Source organism: Novosphingobium sp. TH158 (genome assembly GCF_002855555.1).
In the GTDB taxonomy this organism is placed as follows: Bacteria; Pseudomonadota; Alphaproteobacteria; order Sphingomonadales; family Sphingomonadaceae; genus Novosphingobium.
The window spans coordinates 381,959-399,735 of record NZ_PKRT01000001.1 but is presented as its reverse complement, the minus strand read 5'-3'; the positions used below and the strand labels follow the sequence as shown (position 1 = coordinate 399,735).

The window sequence follows — 17,777 nt, the reverse complement described above, 5'->3', positions numbered from 1 at the left end:
GCAATTCGTGGTAGCCTGATCGGATGACCGGGGGATCACGCATCGTCGCCATCGGGGCGGGAGCCGAGCAGGCTGCCGAACCCGCAACCGAAACCGAAGAGCTGCTGCTCGACACGGCTACCGAAGAGAGTGTCGCAGCCGCCTGGGGCGATGAAGCAGACTATGCCGAGACAGAGGCGCCGCGCCGTCACTGGATCGTCCCCGCCCTCGCCCTCTCGGCCATAGCCGGGTGGAGCGCGTTCTTCGTCTGGGCGAACCAATGGCTGCTGGGCGGAACGACGCCGCAACAGGCGGTCAGCCTCATAACCACCTGGGCGGCCCCCACCCTGCTGGTTGTCGCAACCTGGATCCTCAGCCTGCGCAACAGCCGCCATGAAGCCATGCGCTTTGGCGATACGGCGCGGATGCTATCCGAGGAATCGGCCCGGCTCGAGCAGCGCCTGACCATCGTCAATCGCGAGCTTAGCCTGGCGCGCGAGTTCCTCTCCTCGCAATCGCGCGATCTCGATTCCCTTGGCCGTGTCGCGACCGAGAAGCTCTCGAAGCATGCGGAAAAGCTGGAGAAGCTGATTGCCGGGAACGGTGATCGGATCGAAGCCATTTCCACTGTCAGCAGCACGGCGCTCGACAACATGGAGCGTCTTCGCAGCCAGCTGCCGGTGATCGCCAGCTCGGCAAAGGACGCAGCGAACAACATCGCCAGCGCCGGTAGGACCGCGCAGACCCAGCTTGGCGAAATGATTGACGGGTTCAACCGGCTCAACGAGTTCGGCCAGGCCAGCGAACGCCATGTCGAGACGCTGCGCACGAAGATCGACAGCGCACTGGCGCAGTTCGGTACGCAGATCGAAGGCATCAAGGAAGCAGCGGAAGCCCGCTTCGCCGACCTCGAAAGCCGCAGCACCGAATTCAGCGAAAAGCTTGACCTGCATGAGGTGGACGCCCTCGCTGCGATCCGCACCCGCTCTGCCGCCCTGATGGAAGAGTTGCAGGATATCCGTGCAACCCTCGACGGGCATGAGAGCGAAAGCCTCGCCTCGCTGCGCGCCCGCATTGGCGCCCTGCGCGACGAGAGCGCAACACTGTTCAAGTCCATGCGCGATGGCGAAAATCAGGCCATCCAGGCCTTCGCCGCATCGCGCGAGCGGCTTGAGGCATCGGTCCGCGAAGCGCTTGAACGGCTTGATGCGCTTGATGCCACGGCCAACCAGTCCGCGCGTGAGCGGATTGCCGCACTGGCGCAGGAGGCAGAGACCTTCGACGCCCGCATTGCCGAGCGCAACCGCCTGTTCGCAGAAGAGGCCGGACAGCGCAGCGCCGAAGCAGCCCAGCGCCAGGAAGAAGAGGTGACGCGGATCCGGCGCCAGCTGGTCGAAATCGACGAAGCTATCGCGCAGCGCCTCGAGGCGCAGGAAGCGCGCAGCCGCCAGATGGCCGACCTTTCCGAATCGATCGTGGCCCGCATTGCCGAGGCCGGCGAGCAGATCGAAGCCCTTGCGGTCCGAACGGGCGAAACCGAAACCAGCCTTTCCGGCCGTGTGCAGATGCTGATCGGCCATCTTTCGGACAGCCAGGAAAGTGCATCCGCCATTGACGGGGCTATCGGCAAGCTGACCGACGACAGCGTACGGTTGCTTGAACTGCTGCAAGCCAGCTCTCGCCAGAGCAGCGAGGACCTGCCGCAGGCGATTGCCGGCGGGGTCGAGCGCCTTGCCGAGATCGAGGGCCGGATCCGCGACCTGGAAGAAGGCGTTGGCCGCGCCGCATCGAGGGCCGAAGAAGTCGCCGGCAAGGTCAGCGAAACACGCGGGTCGATCAGCCAGTCTCTCGGCGAAATCGGTGCCTTGCAGGCCGGACTTGAAGCCGGAGCAAACAGGCACGGTGGGGCGCTCGGCGAACTGCGCGAGGCCCTTGCCGCGCTCGACGGCGAAAGCCGGCGAATTGCCGATTACAGCCGTGACGAGATGAGCGCGGCCCTTGCGAAGCTGACCGAGGCCACACGGGATGCGGCGCTTGCGCTGGAAGAAAGCGGCAGTCGTTCGGTCGAGAAGCTGGCCGAGCACCTCGCCAGCGAAGGCAGCCGTACGCTGGAAGAGGTGCTCCAGAAGCGCTCCGTGGAAGCCATTGCGGAGCTGGAGGCAGCGACCGCGCGAGCCGCCGAGGCCAGCCAGGTCACCGCCCGCCGCCTTCGCGACCAGCTGGCGCGGATCAGCGAGCTGACGGACAATCTGGAACGCCGCGTCGCCCAGGCCCGCGAGCGCGCGGAAGAGCAGGTGGACAACGATTTCTCCCGCCGGGTCGCCCTGCTCACCGAAAGCCTCAACTCAAACGCTATCGACATCGCCAAGGCCATGTCGAGCGACGTCACCGATACGGCCTGGGCCGCTTACCTGCGCGGCGACCGAGGCGTATTCACCCGCCGCGCCGTGCGCCTGCTCGATACGTCCGAAGCGCGCTCGGTGGCGCAGATCTATCGCAATGACGACGAGTTCCGGCAGCACGTTTCGCGCTACATCCACGATTTCGAAGCCATGCTGCGGCAGCTGCTTTCGACGCGCGATGGTCACGCGCTCAGCGTCACCCTGCTGTCTTCCGACATGGGCAAGCTTTATGTGGCGCTGGCACAGGCGATCGAGCGCCTGCGCGACTGATCAGTTGGGGCGCAGCCGCTGCACAAGGTCAAGGTCATCGGTCGTGACCCAGCCATAGGTGTAGTTCAAGTAGAACAGAGCAAAGAGCACGATCGACAGGATCGTCGCACGCTTGGCGATGCGCTTGCCCGAGAAATTGACCGGGGCGCTGTGCACATGCCCGGCCTCTGGCTCGGTGCCCTCATCCGCGTGCGTGCGCACCCCGAAGGGCAGCACGATGAACGCGCTCATCACCCAGAACAGGCAATAGATCGCAAGGATCGAAGTGACTTTCATCAGTCCACCACCATGACTTGAACCTGAGGTTTCTTGCCCGACCAGCGCTGGGCAGCACGCCTGGCCGCGAGTCGGGCAGCTTCGACCACGGCATCCCTGTCACGCGCGTTTGCGCCCTTGAGCCTGGACAGTGCCGTAACGACGTCTTCTTCTGCCTCTTCGCGGAAGGCCTCGTAATCCTCTTCCAGCGGCAGTCCGATCCCAGCGACCTGCGCCTGCTTTCCGGGGCCGACAACGACCACCAGCATCCCGTTGTGCGCCAGGCGTCGGCGCATGACCATGGCCTGTCCGTTAGCCGGGGAAATGATATCACCATCGAGGACCAGCCTGCCGGCGCGAACCTCGCCGAACTTTCCCGGCTTGCCCGGAGCAAGGCGGACAAGATCGCCGTTCTTCTGGAACACCTGCGCCGGGATGCCGCAATCAGCCCCAAGCCGCGCCTGCTCTCGCATGTGCCGGACCTCGCCATGCACAGGCACCAGGATCTGCGGGCGCAACCAGCCGTAAAGCGCGGTCAGGTCCGGCCGTCCGGGATGGCCCGATACGTGAATCATTGACTGGCGATCAGTGATGATCGTCACGCCCTTTTCCGCCAGCCGGTTCTGGATCCGGCCGATCGCAATCTCGTTCCCGGGGATCTGGCGGCTGGAGAACAGCACGACATCGCCCGCATCGAGCGCAATGTCGTGATTGCCTTCGGTAATGCGGGCCAGCGCCGCGCGCGGCTCTCCCTGCCCGCCGGTGGCGACAAACATGACCTCGCCGCGCGGCAGGCGCATGGCGGACTGGGGGTCGATGATATGCGGCAAGTCCTTGAGATAGCCGCTGGCCTGTGCGGTCTGGATAATCCGGTCAAGCGAGCGGCCCGCGACGCAAAGCCGACGCCCGCAGGCCGTGGCCACTTCGGCCAGCGTCTGCAGCCGCGCCACGTTGGAGGCAAAGGTGGTTACCAGCACCCGGCGTCCCTTGTGGCGCGCCACTTCCTCCATGAGTCCGCGGCGGACCTCGCCTTCCGAACCGGCACCCTCGGGATTGAACACGTTGGTCGAATCGCAAACCAGCGCGAGCACGCCTTCGTCGCCGATGGCGGTCAGTTCCTCGGCCGTTGTCGGAGTACCGATCAGCGGCTCGTCATCCAGCTTCCAGTCGCCGGTGTGGAAAATGCGGCCATGCGGCGTGTCGATGAGCAGCGCATTGCCCTCTGCAATCGAGTGCGCCAGCGGAACATAGGTAATGCCGAAGGGCCCCAGATCGAAGCGATCAAGGTGGTCGATCACCTTCAGCTTCACCTTGCCGACCAGCCCCGCCTCTTCGAGCTTGGCATGAACGAGCCGCGCGGTGAACGGCGTGGCATAGAGCGGAACGCCCAGTTCCTCGGCGAAATAGGGTACGGCGCCGATATGGTCCTCATGGGCGTGCGTGAGCACGATCCCAAGCAGGTCGTCGCGGCGATCCTCGATGAATTCGAGATCGGCGAACACCAGTTCGGTGCCGGGGTATTCCGCAGCGCCGAAGGTCATACCCAGATCGACCATCAGCCATTTGCCGCGGCAGCCATAGAGATTGACGTTCATGCCAATCTCGCCCGAACCACCGAGCGCGCAGAAGAGGAGTTCGTCGCCCGGTGTCACGATGCCGCCTTCGCCCTTTCGGCGAGGATGGCGAGCCCTTCGAGCATCAGGTCCGGATCGACGGCATCGAAAATGTCGGTGTGCTCATTGAACAGGACTGCAAGACCGCCGGTCGCAACAACCTTGGCCGGCCGCCCGATCTCGGCCCGCATCCGGGCAATCAGGCCTTCCATCATCGCGACATAGCCCCAGAACACCCCGATGCGCATCTGGTCTTCGGTGTTGGTGCCGATGACGCTGGCCGACTTCGGTGCCTCGATGGCGATGCGTGGCAGCATGGCGGTGTTGCCCACCAGGGCATCGAGCGACAGATTGATGCCCGGCGCGATAATGCCGCCCTTGTAGGCACCGTTGAAGTCTATCACGTCGAAGGTGGTTGCCGTTCCGAAATCGACAACGATCAAGTCGCCCGAGTGCTTGGCATGGGCAGCAACGGCATTGACCGCGCGATCCGCACCCAATGAAGCGGGCTGGTCGACATCGATGTCCATTGCATAGGCGGCCGCTCCCTGCCCGGCGACCAGCGGCTCGATATTGAAGTAGTGGCGGGCAAGCACTTCGATATTGTGCAGCGCCCGCGGCACGACGGTGGAAACGATGATCTGGTCGATCGCGTCCCGCGCAATGCCCCGGATATCGAGCAACTGCATCAGCCACACCGCATATTCGTCGCCCGTCCGGCGCGGATCGGTCGCGATGCGCCAGCGCGCCTTGATGCGGCTCCCGTCGATCACCGCAAAGACAACATTGGTGTTACCGACATCGATGGCGAGCAGCATGCCTTTACCTCAATTGCCTGTGCCGATGCGGACTTCGCCGGCGTGGATCGTGCGTGTCGTGCCGTCTGGGAGCGCCAAGAGCAAGGCTCCTTGATCGTCAAGCCCGGCAAATTTGCCCGTCACGCCTGCCTCCCCATCCTCGCCGACCGAAAGGATGGTTCCTTCCGGGTGCGCAGCTGCGCACCAGCGCGTAACAATCGGTCCGAGCCCATAGGTCCGCCACCGATCCAGATCACGTGCAAAGGCATCGGCAAGCGCGGAAGCGAAAAGGTCACGATCCGGGGCTGGCCCGAAAGTGCTGAGGGCAATTGTTTCCCGCCCTTCAACCTGCGGCGGCGCCGCGAGGTTGACGCCAATGCCGATCACTACGCTGTCTCCGCAGCGTTCAAGCAGGATACCGGCAAGTTTGGCCGCACCGACGAGAACGTCATTGGGCCACTTGAGAAGCGCCCGTGCCGGTGGCGGCAAATGGCTGGAAACCGCTTCGTGGACACTCAGTCCGGCAACGAGCGCCAGCGTGTGCAGCGCAGGATCGCCGGGCCGGGCATGGACCAGGGTAGAGCCCATGAAATTGCCCATGCCATCGAACCAGGTCCGCCCCCGCCGTCCCTTCCCCGCACTCTGACGGTCGGCAACGAGCCAGTCGCCTTCCGCAACCGCCTCGTGCGCAGAGAGCCGCGCAGCAAGAGCAGCGTTGGTGGAACCGATAGTGGAGACTGTTTCGATCAACCCGGTCAGATGGCAGCCGGCAACAGCGAGGCTGCCGCCGATGCCGACCATTCAGCCAGCGCCTTCGTCGCGAGATAGCCGAAGGGCGAGATTGCCAGCGCGCAGACCGCGAGGACAGCCTGGTGCACCCAGTCGCTCTTGCCTACAGCCTTCTCTGCCGGTTCGTCGAAGTACATGATCTTGACGACCTTGAGGTAGTAGAAGGCGCCGATCACGCTCGCGGCAATGCCGATCGCAGCCAGCGAGATGAAGCCAGCCTGCACGGCGGCCTGGAACACGACGAACTTGCCCCAGAACCCGAACAGCGGCGGTATGCCGGCAAGGCTGAACATGACCATCGCCATGCAAGCAGCCAGCACGCGGCGGTGGCGCGAGAGGCCGGCAAGATCGGCGATGTTCTCAACCGGGTTGCCATCGGCATCCTTTAGCATCAGCACGGCAATGAAGCCGCCGATGGTCATGGGAACGTAGATCGCCAGGTAGACCAGCATGGCCGACGCACCCTGCGCCGTGCCGGCGGCAAGGCCGATCAGCATGAAGCCGACGTTGTTGATCGAGGAGAATGCCAGCAGGCGCTTGATGTTCTGCTGCCCGATAGCGCCGAACGCGCCCCAGATGATGGAAGCCAGGGCAGCGAAGATAACGATCGGGCGCCAAGCCTCGACCTGCGAGCCGAAGGCCTGCAGGGCAACCGCCATGGTCAGCGAGAGAGCAGCGACCTTGGGAGCCGAAGCGAAGAAGGCGGTGACGGGCGTCGGCGCTCCTTCATAGACATCGGGCGTCCACATGTGGAACGGCACGGCGCTGATCTTGAAAGCCAGGCCGGCCAGCACGAACACCAGCCCGAACACCGCGCCTGTCGGCAGGCCGGCGCCCAGCGCCTGCGCCACTTCGGCAAAACCGATGTTGCCGGTGAAGCCATAGACAAGGCTGATGCCGAACAGCAGCATGCCGCTGGCGAGCGAACCCAGCACGAAATACTTGAGGCCCGCTTCTGCGGAGCGGTCATCGTTCTTCAGGAAGGCCGCCAGCACGTAGGACGCCAGCGAGTTCAGCTCAAGACCGATGTAAAGCGTCATGAAGTTGGTGGCCGAAACCATCATTCCCATGCCGAGTACGGCAAGAACCACCAGCACCGGATATTCCGCGCGGTAGGACTCCAACCGATCGAAATACTGGGGAGCGATCACCAGCGTGGCAACTGCCGCGAAAGCGATAAGCACCTTCGAGAAGGCAGCAAACGCGGTTGCCGCGAACAGCCCGGAGAAGCCGACCGTTCCCGCCCCGGCAGCGCCGGCGCAGAGGTCCATGGCCGAGATCGTACCGGCAACGGCAATTGCGGCTGCAGACAGCCAGGTGATGACACGGGCAGCACCCTCGCCCCGCGCCCAGGCAGCCGCGAGCAGCAGCACGAGCGCCGATACGGTCAGCAGGATTTCAGGCGCAGCAAGGCGCAGCGAATGGGACCAGTCCATTAGTGCGCCCCCTCATGCGCTTGATTATCGTGATGTTCGGCAGGTTTGGCTGCCGGTTTTCCCGCGGCGAGCTGGGCGTCGCCGTGCGGCTTGGCCCGCGCAACGCGAGCCTCGAGCTGGGCGATGTCCTTGCGCATCGGCGCAAGGAAACTTTCGGGATAGATGCCCATCCACAGCACCGGCGCGGCAAGAGCGACAACCATCAGCAGTTCGCGCTTGTCGAGATCGGGCATGGCGGCGGCATCGGCGTTCTTCTGCTCGCCGAAAGCGACGCGGCGGTAGAGATAGAGCATGTAGGCCGCACCGAGGATCACGCCGGTGCCGCAGACGAAGGCCACCCAGCTCGACACCTGGTAGATGCCCGTCAGGCTGAGGAATTCGCCGACGAAGCCCGAAGTGGCCGGCAGGCCGACCGAGGCCATGGTGAACAGCATGAAGAACAGCGCATACTTCGGCATGTTGATCGAAAGCCCGCCGTAACGGTCGATCTCGCGCGTGTGCAGTCGGTCATAGATGATGCCGACGCAGAGGAACAGCGCACCCGAGACGAGGCCATGGCTGAGCATGACAATCATCGAGCCTTCGAGGCCCTGCTTGTTGAACGAGAACAGGCCGATCGTCACGATCGCCATGTGCGCAACCGAGGAATAGGCGATCAGCTTCTTCATGTCGTTCTGCACCAGCGCGATCAGCGAAGTAACGACAACCGCGATCATCGACAGGGCGAAGACCAGCCAGGCGAACTGTGCCGAGGCTTCCGGGAACATGGGCAGGCTGAAGCGGATGAACCCGTAGCCGCCCATCTTCAGCAGGACGCCGGCAAGGATGATCGAACCCGCAGTCGGAGCCTGCACGTGGGCATCGGGCAGCCATGTGTGCACCGGCCACATCGGCATCTTCACCGCGAAGCTGGCGAAGAAGGCAAGCCACAACCAGGTCTGGGCCTCGGGCGTGAAGTTGTATTCCATCAGCGTCGGAATGTCGGTCGTGCCGGCCTCGTTCACCATCCACAGCATGGCGATCAGCATCAGCACCGAACCAAGCAGCGTGTAGAGGAAGAACTTGTAGCTGGCGTAGATCCTGTCGGCTCCGCCCCAGACGCCGATGATCAGGTACATCGGGATCAGGCCGGCTTCGAACATGATGTAGAACAGGAACAGGTCCTGCGCCGCGAAGACGCCGATCATCAGCACTTCCATCAGCAGGAAGGCGCTCATGTATTCGCCAACGCGCTTTTCGACAGACTGGCTGGCCAGCACGCAGACCGGCATCAGGAAAACCGAAAGCATGATCAGCAGCAGGGCGATGCCGTCGATGCCGAGCTTCCACGAAAAGCCGGCAAACAGCGCGACATTTTCCTGGAACTGCCAGCGATCGCCGCCAACCTGGAACTGGCTCCACAGGACAAGGCCGAGCACGAGATCGGCAAGCGTTGCCGCAAGAGCGATCTGCCGCGCGGTCTTCGCGGGGCTGACGAGGCAGGCCACGGCACCAGCGAGCGGCACCAGCAGCATCAGCGAAAGGATGGGAAAATCGTTCATTGTCTTATCCCACCATCACCCAACTGATTGCGCCGACAAGGCCGAGCAGCATGATCAGCGCATAGGAATAGAGGTAACCCGTCTGGACCTTCCGGGCGACGCCGGCGCTCTGCGCGACGAGCCAGGCGGCACCGTTCGGACCGAAGCGGTCGATCAGGCCGATATCACCCTGCTTCCAGAACACCTTGCCGAACCAGAAGGCCGGGCGGACGAAAAGGAAGTGGTAGAGCTCGTCGAAGAACCACTTGTTGTAGAAGAACTTGTGCAGGACGCCGAACTGCTCGACGAAAGCGGCGGGCAGCTTGGGGTTGCGGATATAGGCCAGCCAGGCGGTGAACAAGCCGATCAGCATGACCACGGTGGCCGAAAGCTTCACCCACAGCGGCACTTCATGCATCGCGTGCATCAGGTGTTCGTCATAGGCGATGGCCTTGCCCCAGAAGCCAGCGTCCTCAAGGAAGGCATGGCTGAAGACCCAGCCTGCGAACACGGCTCCCGCGGTGAGCACGATGAGCGGCACCAGCATGGGCAGCGGGCTCTCATGCGGATGGTAACCAGCCGTTCCGTCGTCGTGACCGTGATCGGCATGGCCGTGGTCGTCGTGCGCATGGCCGTGGGCATGATCGTCATGCCCGTGGGCATCATGCACCGCGTGCTGGATATGCTCCGACTGCGACCAGCGCGGCTTGCCGAAGAAGGTCAGGAAGATCAGGCGCCAGGAATAGAAGCTGGTGAGCAGCGCCGCGCTGACACCGATCCAGAAAGCAGCGCGTCCCGCTCCGGTGCCGCTGGCATAGGCTGCCTCGAGGATCGCATCCTTGGAATGGAAGCCTGCAAAACCGGCGTGGAACCAATAGACGCCAACACCGGTGATCGCCAGCGTGCCGGCCATCATGGCCCAGAAAGTCAGCGGGATGTGCTTACGCAGGCCGCCGTAATAGCGCATGTCCTGTTCGTGGTGCATCGCATGGATGACCGAGCCCGCGCCAAGGAACAGCAGGGCCTTGAAGAAGGCGTGCGTGAACAGGTGGAACATGGCAGCGCCATAGGCGCCGACACCGGCCGCAAAGAACATGAAGCCAAGCTGCGAGCAGGTCGAATAGGCGATAACCCGCTTGATGTCCCACTGTGTGGTACCCACGGTTGCCGCGAAGATGCAGGTGGCGGCGCCAACATAGGTGACCAGCGTCATGGCCGCTTCGCTCGTCTCGAACATGGGCGAGAGGCGGCAGACCATGAACACGCCGGCGGTAACCATGGTCGCAGCGTGGATCAGCGCGGAGACCGGGGTCGGGCCTTCCATCGCATCGGGCAGCCAGGTGTGCAGGCCCAGCTGCGCCGACTTGCCCATCGCGCCGATGAACAACAGCACGCACAGGATCGTCATCGTATCCCAGCGATAGCCAAGGAAGCCGATGGTCGAGCCGGCCATCGCAGGCGCCTGCTCAAGGATCTGCGGGATGGAGACCGTGTTGAAAACCAGGTAGGTGCCAAAGATGCCCAGCATGAAGCCAAGGTCGCCCACGCGGTTGACCACGAAGGCCTTGATCGCAGCAGCGCTGGCACTCGGCTTGCGGAACCAGAAACCGATCAGAAGGTAGGACGCGAGGCCCACCCCTTCCCAGCCGAAGAACATCTGCACGAGGTTGTCGGCCGTCACCAGCATGAGCATGGCGAAGGTGAAGAGGCTGAGATAAGCGAAGAACCGCGGCTGGTCCGGGTCTTCTTCCATGTAGCTCCACGAATAGAGATGGACCAGCGCCGAGACGGTGGTGATGACCACCAGCATGACCGCGGTCAGCGTATCGACGCGCAGGGCCCAGTCCACGCTCAGCGAACCCGACTGCATCCACAGCAGGACCGGCGTGACGCTTTCATGGGCACTTCCCGAGAGGAAGCCGATGAACACCGGCCACGAAAGCGCGCAGGAAATGAACAGCGCACCCGTGGTGACCGACTTGGCAACCGTGTTGCCGATCATGCGGTTGCCAAGGCCGGCGACGATCGCGGCCAGCAACGGCAGGAATACGATGAAGAGGATCGAATTCACCGGAATTATCCCTTCATCCGGTTGACGTCATCAACGGCGATGGTGCCGCGACGGCGGAAGTAGATGACCAGGATCGCCAGGCCCACGGCCGCTTCACCAGCGGCAACGGTCAGCACGAACATGGCGAAAATCTGCCCGGTCAGGTCGCCGAGGAAGCTGCTGAAGGCGACGAGGTTGAGGTTCACCGCCAGCAGGATCAGCTCGATCGCCATCAGGATGACGATCACGTTCTTGCGGTTGAGGAAGATTCCCAGCACGCCGAGCGTGAACAGGATCGCGCTCACCGCGACATAATGCTCGATACCAATCACAGCGAGACCCCCCCGCCCACTTCAGGCTTAACGTTCACCGTCGCATCCTGCGGACGGCGCGCGATCTGCTTGGCGATATTCTGGCCACGCACGTCGCCACGCTGGCGGTGCGTCAGCACGATGGCTCCGACCATGGCGACCAGCAGGATCATGCCCGCTGCCTCGAACAGGAACAGGTACTTGCTGTAGAGCAGCGCACCGATTGCCTCGGTGTTGGTCGTGCCGAGCGGCGCGGCCCCCTCACCCGAAGGCGTGCCGAGCTTCATCGCGCCGATGCGATAGGCACCGATACCGATAAGCAGTTCAACCAGCAGGACCACGGCAAGCGCCATGCCCAGCGGGAAGTTGCGGATGAAGCCTGCGCGCAGTTCGGCGAAGTCGATGTCGAGCATCATGACGACGAACAGGAACAGCACCGCAACCGCGCCGACATAGACAATCACCAGCAGCATGGCGATGAATTCGGCCCCGACGAGGACCATGAGGCCCGCCGCGTTGAAGAAGGCAAGGATCAGCCAGAGCACGGAGTGCACCGGATTGCGCGCCAGGATGGTCACCGCGCCGGAAAGGCAGGTGAGCGTGGCGAACAGATAGAAGGCGAAAAGCTGGATCGTCATTGCGCGCGCCCCTATCGATACGGCGCGTCGGCTTCAAGGTTCGCGGCAATCGCCCGCTCCCACTTGTCCCCGTTCGCCAGCAGCTTGGCCTTGTCGTAGAGCAGTTCCTCGCGCGTTTCGGTCGCGAATTCGAGGTTCGGGCCTTCGACGATGGCATCGACCGGGCAGGCTTCCTGGCAGAATCCGCAGTAGATGCACTTGGTCATGTCGATATCGTAACGCGTGGTACGGCGGCTGCCGTCGGCCCGCGGTTCCGCCTCGATCGTGATCGCCTGCGCCGGGCAGACGGCTTCGCACAGCTTGCAGGCGATGCAGCGTTCCTCGCCGTTGGGATAACGGCGCAGCGCATGCTCGCCGCGGAAACGGGGCGAAAGCGGGTTCTTCTCGAACGGATAGTTGATCGTCGCCTTGGGCCTGAAGAAGTACTTCAGGGTCAGCCAGTGAGCCTTGACGAATTCCCAGAGCGTGAAGCTCTTGATGAGTTGCGCGGCGGTCATGCGCCATACCTCGTGAACATGAGATAGCCCGAAACCAGCACCACGAAGCCCAGCGACACCGGCAGGAACACCTTCCAGCCAAGCCGCATCAGCTGGTCATAGCGATAGCGGGGAACGGTTGCCTTCACCCAGGAGAAGACAAAGAAGAAGAACAGGATCTTGAGCAGCACCCAGACCACGCCCGGAATGTCGAACCAGGGGATCAGGTCGATGTTCATCGGCGGCAGGTAACCGCCCCAGAACAGCGTGGCGTTGAGCGCGCACATCAGCAGCACGTTGGCATATTCACCGAGCCAGTAGAGCGCGAATGCCATCGACGAATATTCGGTCTGGTAGCCGGCGACGAGTTCAGATTCCGCTTCGGTCAGGTCGAACGGCGCGCGCTGGGTCTCGGCCATGCCGGAGATGAGGAACATCACCCACATCGGGAACAACAGCGGATTGAACACGAAGCCGTTGAACAGCCAGACGTGATCGCGCTGCGCCTCGACAATGGTCTTGAGGTTGAAGCTGTCGGCCCAGAGAACCACGCAGATCAGGATGAAGCCGATCGAGACTTCGTACGAGATCATCTGCGCCGAGGCGCGCATCGCCGAGAAGAACGGATACTTCGAGTTCGAAGACCAGCCCGCGATCACCGTGCCGTAAACACCCAGCGACGAGATCGCGAGGACATAGAGCAGGCCGACATTGATATCGGCGAGGATCGCGCCCGAATTGAACGGCAGCACCGCCCAGGCCAGCAAGGCCACGGTGAAGGTGATGATCGGCGCGATCAGGAACAGGCCTTTGTTCGCCGCCGAGGGGATGATGGTTTCCTGCAGGAAGACCTTGAGACCGTCGGCAAAGCTTTGCAGCAAGCCGAAGGGACCGACCACGTTTGGGCCACGGCGAAGCGCCATCGCCGCCCAGATCTTGCGATCGGCATAGATGATCATGGCAACGCCGAGCATCAGCGGCAGCGCGATCAGCAGGATGCCGCAGATCGTCGCGAGCGCCCAGGCCCAGTCATAGCTCATACCGAGCGATTGGAAGAAGGCGGTCATTCCGCAGCCTCCGCGAGTTCTTCACCGTGCAGCAGTTCTGCCGAGCAGCGCTGCATCGTCTCGCTTGCGCGAGCGATGGGGTTGGTGAGGTAGAAATCCTTGATCGGGTAAGCTTCAACCGCACCGGCGGCCTTCGCCTTGCCGGCCTTGGGCAGAGCGCCGTAGTCGGCCAGGCCTTCGACGCCAAGCGCCGGGACAGCAGCGATCATGGCCGAGCGCAGTTCATCGAAGCTGTCGAAGCCGACCGAGACGCCCAGCGCATCGGCCATGGCGCGCAGGATCGTCCAGTCCTCGCGGGCATCGCCCGGAGCGAAGACGGCCTTGTCGGCAAATTGCACGCGGCCTTCGGTGTTGACGTAAGTGCCGGCCTTCTCGCTGAAGGCGGCTGCCGGCAGGATGATGTCGGCGGCATGGGCAGCCTTGTCGCCGTGGTGGCCGATGTAGACAATGATCGAGTCCGAGAACTTCGCGTAATCGACTTCATCAGCACCCAGCGAGATCAGCATCTTCGGCTTGGCAGCGACCAGTTCGGCGATGCCGGTCTTCTGTGCGTAGCCGAGCATCAGCCCGCCCATGCGGCTTGCCGCCATGTGGAGCACGTTGAAGCCGTTCCAGCCGTCCCGGACCAGTCCGTACTTGTCGGAAAGCGCCAGGCCCGAAGCCAGCGCGCCCTTGCCGAGCGCAGCCCCGCCGAGGATCAGCGCCGGACGGGCAGCGGCCTTGAAGACCTCTTCCGCAGCCTTGGGCAGCTTGTCGAGCACCGACAGGTCGTTGCCAAGGAACGTTGCCGGGACGGTGGTTTCCCATTCCGGTCCGACAACGAAAATCTTCGCGCCATTCTTCGCAGCCTTGCGGATGCGCGTCATCACCAGCGGCGCTTCCCAGCGCACGTGGCTGCCGACGATCAGGATGGCGTCCGCCGTTTCGATGCCAGAGAACGTCGAGTTGAAGTTCACTGCGGCAAGGTTCGAGCAATCGTAGTCAAGGCCGGTCTGGCGGCCTTCGAGCAGGCTGGAGCCCAGCGCACCGGCAAGCGCCTTGGCGGCGAACATGGTCTCGCAATCGACGAGGTCACCGGCGACCACGGCCACATCCTTGCCCGGCTTGACCCGGGCGACAGCGGCAAAGGCCTCTTCCCAGGTGGCTGCAACGAGCTTGCCATCCTTGCGCAACCAGGCCTTGTCGAGCCGGCGCCGGGTCAGGCCATCGACCTGGAAGCGGCCCTTGTCCGACAGCCATTCCTCGTTCACGTCATCGTTGACGCGCGGCAGGATGCGCAGCACTTCGCGGCCGCGGCAGTCGAGCCGGATATTGGCACCGCAAGCGTCCGACACGTCGATCGACAGCGTCTTCTTGAGCTCCCACGGGCGCGCCTCGAAGGCATAGGGGCGCGAAGTCAGCGCGCCGACCGGGCAGAGGTCGATCACGTTGGCGCTCATCTCGTGCCTGGCGGCGCGTTCGAGATAGGTGGTGATCTGCATCGCCTCGCCGCGATAGAGCGCGCCGATTTCGTCCACGCCGGCGATCTCTTCCGAGAAGCGCACGCAGCGGGTGCAATGGATGCAGCGGGTCATCGCCGTCTTGATCAGCGGGCCCATGTACTTTTCGGTTACCGCGCGCTTGTTCTCGTCATAGCGCGAGGCACCGCGACCGTAGGCGACCGACTGGTCCTGCAGGTCGCATTCGCCACCCTGGTCGCAGATCGGGCAATCGAGCGGGTGGTTGATGAGGAGAAACTCCATCACCCCTTCGCGCGCCTTCTTCACCATTTCGCTGTCGGTGCGGATGGTCTGCCCTTCGGCAGCGGGCAGAGCGCAGCTGGCCTGCGGCTTCGGCGGCCCGGGGGCAACCTCGACCAGGCACATGCGGCAATTGCCGGCGATGGACAGGCGCTCATGATAGCAAAAGCGCGGGATTTCCTTGCCGGCGAGCTCGCAGGCCTGCAGGACGGTAGCGCCCTGCGGAACTTCGAGTTCGATGCCGTCGACGGTTACTTTAGGCATTAGCCGCCCCCAAGAACTTCAAACACGGCGAAACCGAGGACGAGGAGTCCAAGGCCGCCAAACATAATACAACCGAGCCGCTGGAGCCGGCGCTGTCGCGGATCGCGGTCTGGCACGACCAGATCGAGGACCCAGCCGACAAGATCGAAGAGCGCTCCCACATCATGACCCCACCTTTGCCTGAGACAGGCGGAACTGGGCTATGGCGAGCGAACCGCGCAAGCTCATGCGATCGAGCGATACGGTCTCGCCCGCCTTGATGCACTGGCCGAGCGCGGGCGAAAGGGCATTGAGCGCCTGCAGCTCGCCGGGGCTCTCGATGGCAGTGGACATGACCGCGCGGGCCGGGGCCGGTGCGGTGCGGACCACGCACTCGCCCAGCTTGCCGATCAGCATCGCTTCGGTCTTGCGGGCGATTGCGGCACGGGCACGCTCAAGCTTTTCCTCGGGGATCGGCTTGCCGTCGCGGTACTGGGTGCGAAGCGGGCGCGGCTCGTCATAGGTGAGCAGCGGGATCGCCTTGAGCGCCGCCTCATCGAGCGAGGGAATGCCCTTGGCCATCAGGGCTTCGGCGATGACACCGCGATAGGTATCTTCGTCGAAGCGCATGCGAAGCCGACCCTGGAAGCCGCCCGAGCTGTTGCGCAGCAGGTCTTCGTCCATGCATTCGCGCTGCTTCAGGCGCTTGCCTTCGGGGCTGTCGCTATGAAAATTCGCGCCTTCCAGCACGGCCTTGCGCGCCAGATCAGGCTCGCGGCGCACGATACAGGCGCCATAGTCCGCCATGAACTTGCGAATCTGCGCGACCGAAGGTGCTTCCGCCGCCTGGGCGGGAAGCGCCAGCATCGCTGCGCAAGTGCCAAGGAGGATGCGGCGGAGGCTCACTCGGCAGCCTCCCGCACGTTCTCGGCGATGCGGCGCTCCAGTTCTGGGCGGAAGTGGCGGATCAGGCCCTGGATCGGCCATGCCGCCGCGTCGCCAAGGGCGCAGATGGTGTGGCCTTCGACCTGCTTGGTCACCTGCTGCAGCATGTCGATTTCCTCGACATCGGCATCACCGGTGCGCAGGCGCTCCATCACGCGCCACATCCAGCCGGTGCCTTCGCGGCAGGGCGTGCACTGGCCGCAGGACTCATGCTTGTAGAAGTACGACAGGCGGGCGATGGCGCGGACGATGTCGGTGGACTTGTCCATGACGATGACCGCCGCCGTGCCGAGGCCCGATCCGACCGCCTTGAGACCGTCGAAGTCCATCGGCGCGTCCCAGATTTCCGCTGCCGGGACGAGCGGGACCGACGAACCGCCGGGGATAACCGCGAGCAAGTTGTCCTTGCCCCCGCGAATGCCGCCGCAGTGCTTCTCGATCAGCTCGCTGAACGGGATGCTCATCGCCTCTTCGACGACGCAGGGCTTGTTCACGTGGCCCGAGATCTGGAACAGCTTGGTGCCCTTGTTGTTCTCGCGCCCGAAGGACGAGAACCAGGCAGCGCCGCGCCGGATGATCGTGGGGGCAACGGCAATCGATTCAACGTTGTTCACCGTCGTCGGGCAGCCATAGAGGCCGGCACCGGCGGGGAACGGGGGCTTGAGGCGCGGCTGGCCCTTCTTGCCCTCGATCGATTCGATCATCGCGGTTTCTTCGCCGCAGATGTAGGCGCCCGCGCCGCGGTGGACGAAAACGTCGAAATCGTAGCCGGACTTGCAGGCATTCTTGCCGATCAGGCCGGCGTCGTATGCTTCCTGCACGGCGGCAAACAGCGTCTCGGCCTCGCGAATGTATTCACCGCGGATGTAAATGTAGGCCGCGCGCGCTCCCATGGCGAAACCGGCGACCAGCGCGCCTTCGATCAGCTTGTGCGGATCGTGGCGGATGATCTCGCGGTCCTTGCACGAACCGGGCTCGGATTCGTCGGCGTTGATGACGAGGAAGCCCGGACGGTCCGGCCGGTATTCCTTGGGCATGAACGACCACTTGAGCCCGGTGGGGAAGCCTGCCCCACCACGCCCGCGCAGGCCGCTCGCCTTGATTTCCTCGACGATCTTGTCCCGCCCCATGGCGAGGATCTTCTTGGTGTTGTCCCAGTCACCGCGCTTCTGCGCAGCCTTCAGGTTCCACGGCTGGTAGCCGTAGACGTTGGTGAAGATGCGGTCCTTGTCCTGCAAAGACATGGC

15 protein-coding genes are annotated in these 17,777 nt (G+C 63.6%); 1 reads left to right on the top strand and 14 read right to left on the bottom strand.

The features are described 5' to 3' along the window. The first annotated feature begins 23 nt into the window (after positions 1-23). Entirely contained in the window at positions 24-2,651 is a 2,628-nt protein-coding gene (locus C0V78_RS02075; RefSeq protein WP_101796215.1) for an ATPase, read from the top strand. On the opposite strand, the gene C0V78_RS02070 is transcribed toward C0V78_RS02075, so the two are convergent. The 14 genes from C0V78_RS02070 to nuoF form a co-directional block, all read right to left on the bottom strand. Then, positions 2,652-2,927 (bottom strand): DUF1467 family protein, encoded by a 276-nt coding sequence (locus C0V78_RS02070; protein WP_101796214.1) that lies wholly within the window; start codon positions 2,925-2,927, stop codon positions 2,652-2,654. Beyond that, on the bottom strand, positions 2,927-4,558 hold the full coding sequence (locus tag C0V78_RS02065; RefSeq protein ID WP_101796213.1) for a ribonuclease J: 1,632 nt from the start codon (positions 4,556-4,558) through the stop codon (positions 2,927-2,929). The genes C0V78_RS02070 and C0V78_RS02065 overlap by 1 nt, the downstream gene beginning before the upstream one ends. Further along, positions 4,555-5,337 carry a type III pantothenate kinase gene (locus C0V78_RS02060; protein ID WP_101796212.1) on the bottom strand — a complete coding sequence of 261 codons (783 nt, stop codon included), beginning with the start codon at positions 5,335-5,337 and terminating at the stop codon, positions 4,555-4,557. The genes C0V78_RS02065 and C0V78_RS02060 overlap by 4 nt, the downstream gene beginning before the upstream one ends. Positions 5,338-5,346: 9 nt before the next feature. After that, entirely contained in the window at positions 5,347-6,066 is a 720-nt protein-coding gene (locus tag C0V78_RS02055; RefSeq protein ID WP_101798140.1) for a biotin--[acetyl-CoA-carboxylase] ligase, read from the bottom strand. Between the two features lie 5 nt (positions 6,067-6,071). After that, entirely contained in the window at positions 6,072-7,541 is a 1,470-nt protein-coding gene (gene nuoN / locus C0V78_RS02050) for an NADH-quinone oxidoreductase subunit NuoN (RefSeq protein ID WP_101796211.1), read from the bottom strand. Next, positions 7,541-9,082, bottom strand: coding sequence for an NADH-quinone oxidoreductase subunit M (locus C0V78_RS02045; protein WP_101796210.1), 1,542 nt, complete (start codon positions 9,080-9,082; stop codon positions 7,541-7,543). Before C0V78_RS02045 ends, nuoN begins: the two co-directional genes overlap by 1 nt. 4 nt (positions 9,083-9,086) lie before the next feature. Beyond that, entirely contained in the window at positions 9,087-11,132 is a 2,046-nt protein-coding gene (gene nuoL, locus C0V78_RS02040) for an NADH-quinone oxidoreductase subunit L (protein ID WP_101796209.1), read from the bottom strand. Between the two features lie 5 nt (positions 11,133-11,137). Next, entirely contained in the window at positions 11,138-11,443 is a 306-nt protein-coding gene (gene nuoK / locus C0V78_RS02035) for an NADH-quinone oxidoreductase subunit NuoK (RefSeq protein ID WP_101796208.1), read from the bottom strand. Further along, positions 11,440-12,060, bottom strand: coding sequence for an NADH-quinone oxidoreductase subunit J (locus C0V78_RS02030; protein ID WP_101796207.1), 621 nt, complete (start codon positions 12,058-12,060; stop codon positions 11,440-11,442). The genes nuoK and C0V78_RS02030 overlap by 4 nt, the downstream gene beginning before the upstream one ends. Positions 12,061-12,071: 11 nt before the next feature. Beyond that, positions 12,072-12,557, bottom strand: a complete 486-nt coding sequence (nuoI, locus tag C0V78_RS02025; protein ID WP_101796206.1) for an NADH-quinone oxidoreductase subunit NuoI — start codon at positions 12,555-12,557, stop codon at positions 12,072-12,074. Continuing rightward, positions 12,554-13,603, bottom strand: coding sequence for an NADH-quinone oxidoreductase subunit NuoH (gene nuoH / locus C0V78_RS02020; RefSeq protein ID WP_101796205.1), 1,050 nt, complete (start codon positions 13,601-13,603; stop codon positions 12,554-12,556). The genes nuoI and nuoH overlap by 4 nt, the downstream gene beginning before the upstream one ends. Continuing rightward, positions 13,600-15,606, bottom strand: coding sequence for an NADH-quinone oxidoreductase subunit NuoG (nuoG, locus tag C0V78_RS02015; protein ID WP_101796204.1), 2,007 nt, complete (start codon positions 15,604-15,606; stop codon positions 13,600-13,602). The genes nuoH and nuoG overlap by 4 nt, the downstream gene beginning before the upstream one ends. Positions 15,607-15,768: 162 nt before the next feature. Beyond that, positions 15,769-16,491, bottom strand: coding sequence for a hypothetical protein (locus C0V78_RS02010; RefSeq protein WP_144039817.1), 723 nt, complete (start codon positions 16,489-16,491; stop codon positions 15,769-15,771). Then, positions 16,488-17,774, bottom strand: a complete 1,287-nt coding sequence (gene nuoF / locus C0V78_RS02005) for an NADH-quinone oxidoreductase subunit NuoF (RefSeq protein ID WP_101796202.1) — start codon at positions 17,772-17,774, stop codon at positions 16,488-16,490. The genes C0V78_RS02010 and nuoF overlap by 4 nt, the downstream gene beginning before the upstream one ends. Between the last annotated feature and the right edge of the window lie 3 nt (positions 17,775-17,777).